The organism is Winogradskyella sp. R77965, from assembly GCF_044594915.1.
Classification (GTDB): Bacteria; Bacteroidota; Bacteroidia; order Flavobacteriales; family Flavobacteriaceae; genus Winogradskyella.
In genome coordinates this window covers 2,199,374-2,213,362 of the sequence record NZ_CP138990.1, presented here as the reverse complement: position 1 = coordinate 2,213,362, position 13,989 = coordinate 2,199,374, and the positions used below count along the sequence as shown (strand labels likewise).

Below are 13,989 nucleotides of genomic sequence, written 5' to 3'. Positions count from 1 at the left end.
GTAATTATTTTAGAATATAATACTATCGCTATTGATGTTTAATACACGCTATTTTAAAAGAATGGGCGAGTTATTTCTACTCGCCCATATTGAGTTAAATAACATTTTTACACTAAAACTATTTAACTATTTTATTCATCTAAGCTGAATTTAAGAGGTGTGTTTGAGTTTTTACCAGAAACTCTAATATAACCCTGCATTTCTTGGTGTAAGGCAGAACAAAAATCTGTACAATAGAATGGCCAAACACCTTCTCGTTTTGGTTCCCAAACAATGGTTTTGGTTTGTCCTGGCATCACTAAAATTTCAGATGTATTTGCACCAATGATTGAGAAGCCGTGAGGGACATCAAAATCTTGCTCTAGATTCGTCATATGCAGATATACTTTGTCTCCAACCTTAACACCTTCGATATTATCTGGTGAGAAGTGACTACGTATCATGGTCATACTTATATGTACTTCATTACCATTTCTTGTAACCGTAGCTTCACTTTCGCTCTTAGCGGCATAAGGATGTTCATTTTCAGATAATTCGTAATACTTTTTACTTTTCTCTTTAATCAGGTCTGCTCTAATTCCTGCGGCATAGTGAGGTTCACCATGTGTTGGGAAATCAGATAATAATTCCATTTTATCTCCGGAAATATCATACAGCTGTGCAGAGTGCTCTAGCTCAGGACCTGTTGGTAGGTAACGATCTTTTGTGATTTTATTCATAGCGACCATGTATTTACCAAATGGTTTTCTTGAGTTACCGCCAGGAATCATTAAATGACCTACAGAGTAAAATGTTGGTAGTCTGTCTAAAACTTCCCAAGTTCCTAGTTTCCATTTTACAACTTCAGAAGAGATAAAGAATGTCGTATATGCATTCCCTTGTCCATCAAACTCAGTATGTAAAGGCCCTAATCCAGGTTGTGTTACAACACCAGCAATTGTGTTTTCGTAACTCAATACTGGGATGCCATAAGAATCGTCAACAAAATCTTTATTTTTTATTGCAGTCTGAATTTTTTCAAATGAATACACACTTAAATCTGTAGATAATTTACCACTACCAATAATATATTCACCTGAAGGGTCAACATCGCAACCATGTGGTGATTTTGGAATTGGAATATAGAAAACAGCACCTGCAACTTCTCGTGGGTCAACCATTGTAACACCTTCTTTCATAGTTGATGTAGCTGTATGTGTTTTTTCATCATAGACATTATGAGCATAAGTTCCGGCTGCTTTTTCGCCACCACCATTTTTAACATACTCAGCAATTTTTTGCCAATTAACAGCAGCGATATAATCTTTGTCATTTTGAGAAGCGTTAACTTCCATCAATGTATTAGCTTCTTCAGTATTATAACTTGTAAAGAAGAACCAGCCATGAGATTTATTACGTCCAGGATGTGCAAGGTCGTAGTTAAAACCAGGCATATTTAATTGAAATTCAAGATTCATTCTTCCATTATCAGCTATGCTCACAAAAGAAAGAGGGCCTTTAAACTGACCTTTCATCTCATTTATCGGCATATCACGTTGTGGATTAGGAACCGCAAAACGCGTACCTGCAACAATATATTCAGTATTTTCAGTTACGAATGAAGACGCGTGATTACCAGCACTATTAGGAAGCTCAATAATCTCTTCGGTTTCAAAAGTTTCTAAACTTATACGCGCAATTCGAGGTGTGTTATTCTCATTGATAAAGATCCATCTTCCATCCAATTCTCCATTAGTTTGAGAAATATCTGGGTGGTGAGCATCTCCCCAAGGTACAAAACCAAATGACGTATTTAGCATTGGTTTGGTCTCTTCAGAATAGCCATATCCAGATGTTGGAAATTGAGAAAACACAGGTATCTCTTTTAGCATCCTACCACTTGGAAGTCCAGCTACAGTTATGTTACCGCTATAACCTCCAGAAAAGAAGGCATAGTACTCATCATGTTCACCTGGCGCGACGTATACTTTTTCAGCCTTACTCGAAGACATAGCACCAGAATTACTATTATTACTGTTATTACCGCAATTTGTCATAAAGATAAGTGCGGTTATACCGAGTAAATATTTTCCTATTTTATTCATATAGTTTTATTTTAATTAGTTGATTTTGTTTAGTCTTTTGGTAGAATTACACTTTCCGTAACATGCACCCATCCGTTACTTACGTTTACTGTGCCAAGTATTTTAACACCATCTACATAAAGGTCACCATCTTTTTCTGTGACGTCTAAGTATTTGCCCGAAGCCATGTAAAGTTTACGTCCTTTTTCAGCATTCTTTTTTAGCATCTCAACAGGATAATTTGCAGGGGCTACATGATGCGTTAATATAAAAGCGAGTTTGCTTTTGTTTTCTGGCTCCAAAAGACTGTTTAATGTAGCTTCGTCAATTTTTGCAAAAGCAGCATTGTTTGGTGCAAATACCGTTAATGGTCCTACATTTACTAGTGCATTCTCTACTTCAGCCGCTTGCACTGCAGCAACCAAAGTACTATGGTCTTCTGAGCTTATGGCTAATTGTAAGGCGTTAGGTGTGCCACCTTCGTCTTTCATAAAAGCTTGTCCTTCTTTTTGACTAGCTCTTTCAGTAGCATCACTTTCTTTGGTTGTATTTTCTGAAGTCTTTGAGTTACTATTACAAGCAACAAAACATACTAAAAGCATAACAGAAAATAATAATTTGATTAGTGTTTTCATTGGTTTTATTTTTTAGTGTTAGTTTTTCTAGAGGGTTCTAAAATATTCTAAAACAGCTCTTGCTTCTTCTTTAGTTAAGTTTTGGTTAGCCATAGGAGATCCATTAAATTCTATTAGTAAATCTTTAGCTAATTGATCTTCTTTTACCATTTCTTCGGGATTTAGAATCATATTCATTACCCATTCTGGTGAACGACGCTGTAAAATTCCTTTTGGTGATGGGCCGATAAATTTTTTCTCTGCTTTATGGCAAGCAGTACACATTTTTTCGTAAACCTCTTTACCATGTGCAGCCATCTTTTCATCTACAACCAGGTCTAAATTAACAGATGTTACTGGTCCTATACCTTTATTACTTAACTCAATTCGTTGAGAGGCAGGTTCTTTTACTTCTTTTTTTACGGGTTCTTTTTTGCCATAAGAAGTTTCTTCTTTTTTATCGCTTCCACCACAACTAAATAGTAATAGGGCGATAAATAACGTTAATAGTTTTAGTGAATTTTTCATTTGTCTCTATTTTAAGGTGAAACAAATATATGCGTGAGATTATTAGTAAAATATGATATAAATCATATTTAAGATAAAAATATCTTTTTTACCTTTGTTGTTTATTGTTTTAAAATTAAGTTATGTTTTCAAATTCTACCAAGTATGGAATAAAGGCTGTTTTGTATTTAGCAGTGCATTCTTCAGAAGATCAAAAAATAATGATTAAAGATATTGCAGAACCCATTAATGTTCCTAGACATTATATTGCTAAAATTTTACAAACCTTATCAAAAAGGAATTTAATTTCATCACACAAGGGTCCCAACGGTGGTTTTTATTTAAGTGAGGAAAACAGGCAAGTAAAAGTAAGTGATATTGTTACTGCCATTGACGGTGAGGAACGCATCAATTCTTGTTTACTAAGTTTAAATGAATGTGATAGTACTAACCCTTGTTCACTTCATCATTTGATATTTAATGAAAAGCAAAAAATATTAGATAGACTGGATAATACAAGCCTTCAAGATTTAGCTGAGCATATTAAAAAAGGCAAATCTGTTTTGCCTTTGTAGATTAAAACCAAAATTGTACAAATGGCATCCAAGCTTGGTTTTGGATACTTTTATCTTCGTCATAAAGCACGTCATATCTAATTCCAAAAGTCACATTACCCTGACGATAACCAGCGCCTAGGAACAGTGCAGGATACCAATAACTATCATCAACATTAGCTACAAATTGCTCGTCAAAATCTCTATTAACATATAATTGTTCAAACTCAGTGGAGATTTGTAATTCTCTGTACGGATTAAATAAGCCAATTATGCTTCCACCTAAAACAGTAGATTTAAATACATCACGTTGTGAGCTATATTGAAAATTGAGACCGACACCTGTAGAAACATATGCATTATGTCTGTATACAGCAGCAGGTGCTAATCCACCACTAAAAAAGCCATTGCCTAAGTTTAAACCTATGCCACCTCCGAATTGTACATTTTTCCAAAAACTAGATTGATCGTCAGAATTATTTTGAGAAAATGAAAATGTGATAAAAAAACTTGTTAAAAGGCTAAGTATTATAGATTTTTTGATGCTAATTGATTTAAACTTTATCATATCGAGAATTGTTGTTTTCTAATTGTTATAAATATAATAAAACCAAAGCTATTTTTAACAAAAGTTGTATTTTTGAATAAATTTTGTTGAAACGATAACGTCTCAAAAAAAATAATGGATAAATATTCCTTTCTTAACGCCGCACATACAGCATATTTTGCTGATTTATACGACCAATATCTTAAAAATCCTGATTCTGTTGAGCCTAGTTGGCGCGCCTTTTTTCAAGGTTATGATTTTGGCTCAGAAAGCTATGGGATGGAAGGGGAAATTGTAGAAGGTGTTTCTGCACAAATACCAGAACACATTCAAAAAGAATTTCAGGTTGTAAAGCTTATAGACGGTTACAGAAGTAGAGGTCATTTGTTTACTAAAACAAACCCTGTAAGAGCAAGGCGAAAATATGCTCCAACATTAGAAATTGAAAATTTTGGATTATCTAAAAGCGATTTAAATTCCACTTTTTCTGCAGGTGAGATATTAGGTCTAAATTCGGCCACACTTCAAAATATTATTGATCATTTAGAACGTATTTATTGTGATTCAATAGGTGTAGAGTATATGTATATTCGCAAGCCAGAAGAAATCGAATGGATTCAGAATAAGCTAAATATTAATGATAATCACTCAATATTTACTTCAGACGAAAAGAAGTATATTCTAAAAAAATTAAATCAAGCTGTTTCTTTTGAATCGTTTCTGCACACAAAATATGTTGGCCAAAAGCGTTTTTCTTTAGAAGGTAATGAATCTTTAATTCCTGCAGTAGATGCTATCATAGAAAAAGCAGCAGATGAAGGTGTAAAGGAATTTGTTATGGGTATGGCACATAGAGGTCGACTTAGCACATTGACCAATATCTTCGGAAAATCAGCAAAGGATATTTTTAGTGAGTTTGATGGTAAAGATTATGAAGAAAAAGTATTTGATGGTGATGTAAAATATCATTTGGGTTGGACGAGTAATCGAGAGACTTATAACAACAAGAAAATTAATCTAAATATTGCGCCAAATCCTTCGCATTTAGAAACTGTAGGTGCTGTTGTACAAGGTATTACAAGAGCCAAACAAGATAAAGATGAAATTACAGATGCCTCTCAGGTACTGCCAATTGTGGTTCATGGAGATGCAGCTATTGCTGGTCAAGGATTAGTTTATGAAGTTGTACAAATGGCCAAATTAGACGGTTATAAAACTAATGGTACAATTCATATCGTAGTCAATAACCAAATTGGTTTTACCACCAATTATTTAGATGCACGCTCTAGCACATATTGTACTGATGTTGCCAAAGTGACTTTATCACCAGTGCTTCATGTAAATGCAGATGATGCCGAAGCAGTTGTACACGCAGCACTTTTTGCATTACATTTTAGAATGAAGTTTAAGCGCGATGTGTTTATAGATTTATTAGGCTACAGAAAGTATGGGCATAATGAAGGTGATGAACCAAAATTTACACAACCATTATTATACAAAGCGATTGCAAAGCACAAAAATCCAAGAGACATTTATGCACAAAGACTACTGGATGAAGGTGTAATAAATGATGGTTATGTAAAACATATCGAGACTAAATATAAAGAGTCTCTAGAGGAAAAATTAGAAGACTCACGTAAAGAAGATAAAACCGAGATTACTGCTTTTATGCAAGAGGAGTGGAAAGGTTTTACTCGAGTGACTGAAAATGTAATGATGGAACAAATAGATACAACTGTATCTAAAAAAGTCTTAAAAGAAATTACTAAGGTTATTTCTAATCTTCCGTCTGACAAAAAGTTTATACGTAAAATTCAAAGATTAATTGAATCACGTCAAACTATGTTTGATGAGAACCGATTAGATTGGGCTATGGCTGAGCATTTAGCATATGGTTCGTTATTGGTTGAAGGTTTTAATGTGAGAATTTCAGGTCAAGACGTAGAACGAGGAACGTTCTCTCATAGACATGCAGTCGTTAAGGTAGAGGATAGCGAAGAAGAAATAATATTGCATAATAGTATATCTAAAGAGCAAGGTCAATTCAATATTTATAATTCATTATTATCAGAATATGGCGTTGTAGGATTTGATTATGGTTATGCCATGGCAAGTCCTAATACATTAACCATCTGGGAAGCACAATTTGGTGATTTTAGTAATGGAGCTCAGATTATGATAGACCAATACATATCTTCTGGTGAAGACAAATGGAAGACTCAAAATGGTTTAGTAATGTTGTTGCCGCATGGCTACGAAGGTCAAGGTGCTGAACATTCTTCTGGTCGTATGGAGCGTTATTTACAAATGTGCGCTAAGGATAATATGTTTATAGCAGACTGTACAACACCTGCTAATATGTTTCATTTGTTACGTAAACAAATGAAAGCTAATTTTAGAAAGCCTCTAATTGTATTTACACCAAAAAGCTTGTTACGTCATCCTAAAGTGGTTTCAACTGTAGACGAGTTTGCAAATGGAAGTTTTGAGATGCTAATTGATGATAAAACAGCAAAGGCAACTAAAGTTAAGACTTTGGTATTTGTTACTGGTAAATTCTATTATGATTTATTAGAGGAACAAGAAAAGCTGGGAAGAGATAACGTTGCTTTAGTTAGGATAGAGCAATTATTCCCGCTTCCAGTAAAAGATATGCGAAGCATACTTAAAAAATATAAAAATGCAGATGATGTAGTTTGGGCTCAAGAAGAACCAAGAAATATGGGAGCTTATAGTCATATATTAATGCATTTAGATGAAGCGAAACAATTTAGAGCAGCATCTAGAAGACCATATGGTGCACCAGCAGCAGGTAGTTCTACACGTTCTAAAATAAGACATCAAGAAGTTATAGATTACGTTTTTGATAAAACCAAAAACAACAAGAGATAAAAGGAATTAACACTACACAAGTTAGAGCTTAATAAAACAATAAAGCATGATTTTAGAAATGAAAGTGCCTTCACCAGGCGAATCGATTACTGAGGTAGAAATTGCAGAATGGTTAGTTGAAGATGGAGATTATGTAGAAAAAGACCAAGCAATTGCTGAAGTAGATAGCGATAAAGCTACATTAGAATTACCAGCAGAGGCAAGTGGAACAATTACACTAAAAGCAGAAGAAGGTGATGCTGTAGAAGTAGGTGCTGTCGTATGTTTAATTGATACAAGTGCTACTAAGCCAGAAGGAAGTGATGCACCTGCTAAGGCTGAGAAAAAAGAAGAAGCTCCAAAAAAGGAAGAAGTAAAGCCAGTAGCATCAAAAACATATGCATCTGGAACTCCAAGTCCTGCAGCTAAAAAGATTTTAGATGAAAAGGGTATAGATGCAGCTTCAGTTTCTGGTTCTGGAAGAGATGGAAGAATTACAAAAGATGACGCTGTAAATGCTGTGCCGTCAATGGGAACTCCAACAGGAGGAAACAGAGGGACATCACGTAGTAAAATGTCAATGCTACGTCGTAAGGTAGCAGAACGTTTAGTTGAAGCTAAAAATACAACAGCAATGTTAACCACATTTAATGAGGTTAACATGACTCCGATTTTTGAGTTACGTAAACAATATAAAGAAGATTTTAAAGCAAAACATGGCGTAAGTCTCGGATTTATGAGCTTCTTTTCTTTGGCAGTTGTAAGAGCATTAAAAATGTATCCAGCAGTTAATTCAATGATAGATGGTAAAGAAATGTTGTCTTACGATTATTTAGATATTAGTATTGCAGTATCTGGACCTAAGGGGTTGATGGTACCAGTAATTAGAAATGCAGAAAACTTATCTTTCAGAGGTATAGAATCTGAAGTAAAACGCTTAGCCTTAAGAGCTAGAGATGGACAAATTACTGTAGATGAGATGACAGGTGGTACATTTACAATCTCTAATGGAGGTGTGTTTGGAAGTATGTTATCTACACCAATTATTAATCCACCGCAAAGCGGAATTTTAGGAATGCATAACATTATTCAGCGCCCAATAGCTGTAGATGGAAAAGTTGAAATTCATCCTATGATGTATCTTGCTTTATCTTATGATCACAGAATTATAGATGGAAAAGAGTCTGTAAGTTTCTTGGTTGCTGTAAGAGAAGCATTAGAAAATCCTGTAGAATTATTAATGGATAATGATGTTAAGAAAGCATTAGAGATGTAGGTCTTAATTTAATAAAACTTAAAAAGCGCAATTCATTTAGAATTGCGCTTTTTTACTCCTAACTAACAAGAGTATAACTAACTAAAATTAACTAAAAAAATTAACAGCTATATTGGCTGATATTACTATTACAGAACTTATAATTAATAGCACTATAAATATTCTATCGCTTTTTGAGGTATTGTCTTTCATTGTTTCCATAAAACTGATTTTTTAAAGTAAAGCTCTGAATCATAAGCTTATCCAGAGCTTTAAAGAATTTAATCTGAGGGCTTTGATTAATAGCTGGTGTAAATTTCTCAATAATAACAAAGCGATACTATACGTAACTTTACGTATATTTTATTTTTATGCTAAAAAAAAGCCCTGAACAATTGTTCAAGGCTCCGGTAATCCCCTAAGAACTAACTAATAGCTCGTTATTAACCCTTAATTAATAACACTACAAATATTGAAATTATATTAGAATGATACTATACGTAACTTTACGTATTTTTTTAGCTTTTTAAGAATTCAGAATTTTCTTTAGCCCAAATAAGAAGACTATTTTGTTTGCTTTCTAATTTAAGCTTTTTGATCACGTTACTTTTATGCTTTTCTACTGTTCTTGGAGATATAAAAAGCATTTCTGCAATTTCAACACCTGTTTTATTTTCAGAAATTAACCTAACGATATTTTTTTCGTGTTTAGTTAAGTTTTCAAAGTGTTGGGGAAAGACTTTTATTTCTAAAAACTTTAAAAGTTCAGGACTAAAATACGCTTTGTCTTTAATTACAGATGCAATACAATTTTCTATTTCTTCGAGCGCAAATTCTTTGAGTACATAGCCATATATACCTAAAGTTTTAGCTTTAGTATATGTAATCTCGTCTTTTTCAAAAGTAATGAGGACAATTTTTGTAGGGATATTGTCGGCTTTGCATTTCTCTGCTATTTGCAAACCTGTATAAAAAGGCATTTTAATATCTAAAATTGCAATATCTGGAACATGTGCTTTTATTAAAGCGAGTGCTTCTTTTCCATTTTTTGCACTTGCCAAAACATTGAAGTTTTTTTCATTTAAAAATTCCTGAAGACCTTTGAGAATTAAAGGGTGATCGTCAGCAATTATGATGGTTGGGCTCATTTTGCTATTAATTCAACTATAATACCTAAAGATAATAAGAATCTTCAGCATATGAAATTTCTTATAGCTTTAAATACAAGTATTTTTTTTCATAGTCTATTATAGCCTTCCCTTTTTTTAAAACATCCGCTCCAATTATACCATCCACAGGTTGGGCGTTGTGATTAATAAGTCCTGTATTGACATGTGATAAATTAAATAAGATTAATGCAACGCGATTTTTTTTCCAAGTCCCAATTTTTAAATTGTTAGAATTAGAAATTTTAGTAGCCATATCAGATGCACCAGCACCAACGGCTTTAATTTCAGAGTCTTTTACAATAAGATTAAAGCGTTCAATAGCTTCAAACCCAACACAACTACTCGAAGCTCCTGTATCTAAAATGAACCGACCCTTAACTCCATTAATTGATGCCTTAATTTCAAAATGATTAGTTTTAGTAAGCTTAAGTCTAATTTTAGAGTAGCCTTTATTTATAAGGAAGTCCTTTAACGTTTCCATTTTTCCATTTTTTGTAAATATAATATTATAAACGGTTATTTTTGCGCCATGATTATTACAGATACACATACCCATTTATATAGTGAAGCTTTTGATGGAGATAGAACAGAAATGATTAATAGAGCATTAGATGCCAATGTAAAGCGGTTTTTTATTCCTGCAATAGACTCTTCGTATACAGAATCTATGTTTCAACTTGAAAAGGAATTCCCTGATAATGTGTTCTTAATGATGGGCTTGCATCCTACGCATGTTAAAGAAAATTTTAAGACAGAGTTGCAGCATGTTGAAGTGCAATTGGCAAAAAGAAAATTTTACGCCGTTGGAGAAATAGGCATTGATTTATATTGGGATAAAACCACTCTAGGTATTCAGATTGAAGCTTTTAGATATCAAATAAACTTGGCGAAGCAATATCAACTTCCAATTGTCATTCATTGTAGAGAAGCATTTGATGAGATTTTTGAAGTTTTAGAACAGGAAAAGTCGGACGATCTCTTTGGGATTTTTCATTGCTTTACCGGAAGTTTAGATCAAGCAAAACAGGCAATATCTTACAACATGAAATTAGGTATTGGTGGAGTGGTTACATTTAAAAATGGTAAAATAGACCAATTCATTAATCAAATAGATTTAAAGCATATTGTTTTAGAAACCGATTCACCATATTTAGCGCCAAAACCATATCGCGGAAAACGTAATGAAAGTTCCTATATAAATAGGGTGTTAGAAAAATTATCCGAACTTTACGGAAAAAGTGCTGAAGAAATAGCTCGTATAACTACAGATAATTCAAAAGCTGTATTTGGAATTTAAAATGACAGAAAAACCGAACATATTATTAATATATACAGGCGGAACTATAGGCATGATTAAAGATGCCGATACAGGAGAACTCAGAGCATTTGATTTTGAGAGCTTATTAGATAAAATTCCCGAACTGCGTCTTTTAGACTGTAATATTGAAACCATATCATTTAAGAAACCGATAGATTCTTCTAATATGAGCCCAAATTATTGGGCAGATATAGCAAAAATTATTCAAGCCAATTATCAGAAATTTGATGGTTTTGTTGTGTTACACGGAAGTGATACTATGAGTTATTCAGCATCTGCACTTAGTTTTATGTTAGAAAACTTGGTTAAGCCAGTCATATTTACAGGTTCGCAATTACCAATTGGAGATCTCCGTACAGATGCCAAAGAGAATTTAATTACATCCATTCAAATGGCATCTTTGCGAAATAATGGGGAACCAACTATTAAAGAAGTTTGTCTTTATTTTGAATACAAATTATATAGAGGTAATAGAACCACAAAAATAAATGCAGAACATTTTGAAGCATTTGAGTCTCTTAATTACCCTTATTTAGCAGAATCTGGGGTGCATTTAAAAGTCAATACCGAATTTCTACGACGACCAAAACCAGAAGAGGATTTAATTGTACGAACAGAAATGGATACCAATGTTGGTATTTTAAAACTATTTCCAGGGATATCTAGACCAATTTTAGAAGCAGTTTTAAGAAGCCAATTAATAAAAGGGCTAATAATTGAAACTTACGGATCAGGAAATGCAACAACAGAATCTTGGTTTATTGATTTATTAAAAGAAGCTATTGATAAAGGACTTCATATTATAAATGTATCTCAGTGTGCTGGCGGAAGTGTTAGGATGGGACAATATGAAACCAGTTCGCAATTAAAATCTATTGGAGTTATCTCTGGGAAAGATATCACTACCGAAGCGGCTATAACAAAGCTGATGTATCTTTTAGGAGAAAAGGTAAACTCAAAAGACTTTAAATCTATTTTTGAAACATCACTAAGAGGGGAAATGTCTTAAAAATAACATTATAAATTTCTGCATTTAAAGTTTTTTTCGTTATTTGGCACCAATGTAATTTTAAATTAAGATTACAGAGAGGTGGCCGAGTGGTCGAAGGCGCACGCCTGGAAAGTGTGTATACTCCAAAAGGGTATCGAGGGTTCGAATCCCTTCCTCTCTGCTTATATTTTATGCGATTGTTACATTATTTTTTTTATCTTTAACACTTTAACTAATAAAATTAAGATTCAGAACAATGAAAAGATTATTTTCTATCCTTGCCATAACATGTTTAATGGCTATCGGAACTGTTAACGCCAATGCAACAACATTAGCAACTACAACAGCAACTGTAACAAGTGTAACTCAAGATGATGCTGCGGCTGCAGATGAAGACTTGACGTTTCACCAAGAATTAAAAAAGCGTTTTATTGAAGGTGGTCCAGGCTTTATGGGTATTGTACTACTATGTTTAATTCTTGGATTAGCAATTGCTATTGAGAGAATTATCTATTTAAACCTTTCAACAACAAACACTAAAAAATTGACTCAAAATGTAGAGGATGCACTAAATTCTGGTGGTATCGAAGCTGCAAAGGAAGTTTGTAGAAATACAAAAGGACCTGTTGCTTCTATATTCTATCAAGGTTTAGATCGTGCAGACGAAGATATCGATGCTGCTGAAAAAGCAGTTGTAGCCTATGGTGGAGTTCAAATGGGACAGTTAGAAAAGAATGTGTCTTGGATATCATTATTTATCGCCTTGGCACCAATGCTTGGTTTCATGGGTACAGTAATTGGTATGATTCAAGCCTTTGATAAAATTGAAGCTGCTGGTGATATGCAACCATCTTTAGTTGCAGGTGGTATTAAAGTAGCACTTTTAACTACAGTATTTGGTCTTATTGTAGCGATTATACTTCAAATTTTTTACAACTACATTATTGCTAAAATTGATAGCATTGTAAACGATATGGAAGACGCATCTATCACATTGATGGATTTATTAGTAAGACACAAAAAATAAAATTAATTATGCACAAAATATTAAAAATTGTAGCCGCTGTTTTAAGTCTAATCGGAATTGTATCTCTGGTTAGAATTATAGCAGCTGGTGATGAAGCCATAAAAACAGGCGGAGAAGATGGTCTCTTTGAGCCTATGGCATGGATAGGTTACATTACACTGGGCCTAACGGTATTATTTGTATTGTTTTTTGTATTAAAAAATCTATTTACAAATACAGCAAATCTAAAGAATACGTTGATAGGTGTTGGTGCATTTTTGGCAGTGCTTTTGATTGCTTATCTTGTTTCAGGAGGTGATACAAGGCAGTATAAATTACAAGATGGCATTGCTACAGACGGACAATCGACTATGGTTGGCGCTGGTTTAGTAGCTTTTTATATATTGTTAGCGGTTGCTGCAATAACGATGATTTTTTCAGGAGTTAAAAAAATAATCTCTAAATAAATTAGTATGGCAAAAAGATCAGCACCCGAAGTAAATGCAGGATCAATGGCTGACATTGCTTTCTTATTACTTATCTTTTTCTTAGTTACAACTACAATAGAAAAAGATAAAGGATTATTAAGAAGTTTGCCACCTATTGATGACTCTGAAGTTGAGCCTCCGATTATTAAACAGAAGAATTTATTTACTGTTTTAATAAATCGTCATAACCAATTGCTTGTAGAAGATGAGGAAATGGAATTAAAGGATTTAAGGCAGGCAGCAATAGAGTTTTTAGATAATGGCGGAAGCACAAATGCTGCTGGAGAATCTTGTGATTATTGTAAGGGCAAGAGAGATGAATCTTCATCTGACCATCCGGACAAAGCAATTGTCTCTATGAAACACGATAGAGAAACGTCCTACGAACAGTATATAGATGTACAAAACGAACTAGTTGCGGCTTATAATTTCTTAAGGGAAAGAGAGGCACAACGCCTGTACAATAGATCTTTCAGATCTATGCTAGACGAGAAGGAAAAGAATCAGTTTAATAAGGATGAGAAGCTTAATGAGCAAATAGAGACTGTTAAAAAGCTTTTTCCTTTGAAACTGTCTGAAGCGGAACCAGATAAAAATTAAAAGAAA

14 protein-coding genes and 1 tRNA gene are annotated in these 13,989 nt (G+C 33.7%); 9 read left to right on the top strand and 6 right to left on the bottom strand.

What is annotated here, in order from left to right; all coding sequences use genetic code 11:
* Window positions 1-131: 131 nt before the first annotated feature.
* Genes nosZ through SJY34_RS09820 form a run of 3 tightly spaced genes read right to left on the bottom strand, consistent with a single transcriptional unit; the run spans window position 132 to window position 3,205 of the window.
* The gene (gene nosZ / locus SJY34_RS09830) at window positions 132-2,084 is read right to left on the bottom strand and encodes a Sec-dependent nitrous-oxide reductase (RefSeq protein WP_400075182.1); all 1,953 of its coding nucleotides are present in this window, start codon (window positions 2,082-2,084) and stop codon (window positions 132-134) included.
* A gap of 29 nt (window positions 2,085-2,113) precedes the next feature.
* Window positions 2,114-2,698, bottom strand: coding sequence for a fasciclin domain-containing protein (locus SJY34_RS09825; RefSeq protein ID WP_400075180.1), 585 nt, complete (start codon window positions 2,696-2,698; stop codon window positions 2,114-2,116).
* A gap of 27 nt (window positions 2,699-2,725) precedes the next feature.
* The gene (locus SJY34_RS09820; protein ID WP_400075178.1) at window positions 2,726-3,205 is read right to left on the bottom strand and encodes a c-type cytochrome; all 480 of its coding nucleotides are present in this window, start codon (window positions 3,203-3,205) and stop codon (window positions 2,726-2,728) included.
* 122 nt (window positions 3,206-3,327) lie between these two features.
* On the opposite strand from SJY34_RS09820, the gene SJY34_RS09815 reads away from it, so the two are divergent.
* Complete coding sequence (locus SJY34_RS09815) at window positions 3,328-3,759, top strand: RrF2 family transcriptional regulator (RefSeq protein ID WP_400075177.1); 432 nt, start codon at window positions 3,328-3,330, stop codon at window positions 3,757-3,759.
* 1 nt (window position 3,760) lies between these two features.
* Here SJY34_RS09815 and SJY34_RS09810 read toward each other — a convergent pair whose 3' ends face one another.
* The gene (locus SJY34_RS09810; protein WP_400075175.1) at window positions 3,761-4,306 is read right to left on the bottom strand and encodes an alpha-ketoglutarate decarboxylase; all 546 of its coding nucleotides are present in this window, start codon (window positions 4,304-4,306) and stop codon (window positions 3,761-3,763) included.
* 114 nt (window positions 4,307-4,420) lie between these two features.
* On the opposite strand from SJY34_RS09810, the gene SJY34_RS09805 reads away from it, so the two are divergent.
* Window positions 4,421-7,177, top strand: coding sequence for a 2-oxoglutarate dehydrogenase E1 component (locus tag SJY34_RS09805; RefSeq protein WP_400075173.1), 2,757 nt, complete (start codon window positions 4,421-4,423; stop codon window positions 7,175-7,177).
* 46 nt (window positions 7,178-7,223) lie between these two features.
* Window positions 7,224-8,432: a 2-oxoglutarate dehydrogenase complex dihydrolipoyllysine-residue succinyltransferase gene (odhB, locus tag SJY34_RS09800; protein ID WP_400075171.1), complete on the top strand. Its 1,209-nt coding sequence runs from the start codon at window positions 7,224-7,226 to the stop codon at window positions 8,430-8,432.
* Window positions 8,433-8,929: 497 nt separating this feature from the next.
* Here odhB and SJY34_RS09795 read toward each other — a convergent pair whose 3' ends face one another.
* Both SJY34_RS09795 and SJY34_RS09790 read right to left on the bottom strand, forming a co-directional pair.
* Complete coding sequence (locus SJY34_RS09795; protein ID WP_400075169.1) at window positions 8,930-9,559, bottom strand: response regulator; 630 nt, start codon at window positions 9,557-9,559, stop codon at window positions 8,930-8,932.
* A gap of 61 nt (window positions 9,560-9,620) precedes the next feature.
* Window positions 9,621-10,061, bottom strand: coding sequence for a TIGR02281 family clan AA aspartic protease (locus SJY34_RS09790; RefSeq protein WP_400075167.1), 441 nt, complete (start codon window positions 10,059-10,061; stop codon window positions 9,621-9,623).
* Window positions 10,062-10,109: 48 nt separating this feature from the next.
* Here SJY34_RS09790 and SJY34_RS09785 point away from each other — a divergent pair, with 48 nt between their 5' ends.
* From SJY34_RS09785 to SJY34_RS09760, 6 genes are all read left to right on the top strand, one after another.
* Window positions 10,110-10,877, top strand: coding sequence for a TatD family hydrolase (locus SJY34_RS09785; protein ID WP_400075165.1), 768 nt, complete (start codon window positions 10,110-10,112; stop codon window positions 10,875-10,877).
* 1 nt (window position 10,878) lies between these two features.
* Window positions 10,879-11,907: an asparaginase gene (locus SJY34_RS09780; protein ID WP_400075164.1), complete on the top strand. Its 1,029-nt coding sequence runs from the start codon at window positions 10,879-10,881 to the stop codon at window positions 11,905-11,907.
* Window positions 11,908-11,982: 75 nt separating this feature from the next.
* Window positions 11,983-12,070 (top strand) — tRNA-Ser (locus SJY34_RS09775).
* Between the two features lie 75 nt (window positions 12,071-12,145).
* Window positions 12,146-12,916, top strand: coding sequence for a MotA/TolQ/ExbB proton channel family protein (locus tag SJY34_RS09770; RefSeq protein ID WP_400075162.1), 771 nt, complete (start codon window positions 12,146-12,148; stop codon window positions 12,914-12,916).
* An 8-nt stretch (window positions 12,917-12,924) separates the two neighbouring features.
* Complete coding sequence (locus tag SJY34_RS09765; RefSeq protein WP_400075160.1) at window positions 12,925-13,362, top strand: hypothetical protein; 438 nt, start codon at window positions 12,925-12,927, stop codon at window positions 13,360-13,362.
* A gap of 6 nt (window positions 13,363-13,368) precedes the next feature.
* Window positions 13,369-13,983, top strand: coding sequence for an ExbD/TolR family protein (locus SJY34_RS09760; RefSeq protein WP_400075159.1), 615 nt, complete (start codon window positions 13,369-13,371; stop codon window positions 13,981-13,983).
* The last annotated feature ends 6 nt before the right edge of the window (window positions 13,984-13,989 follow it).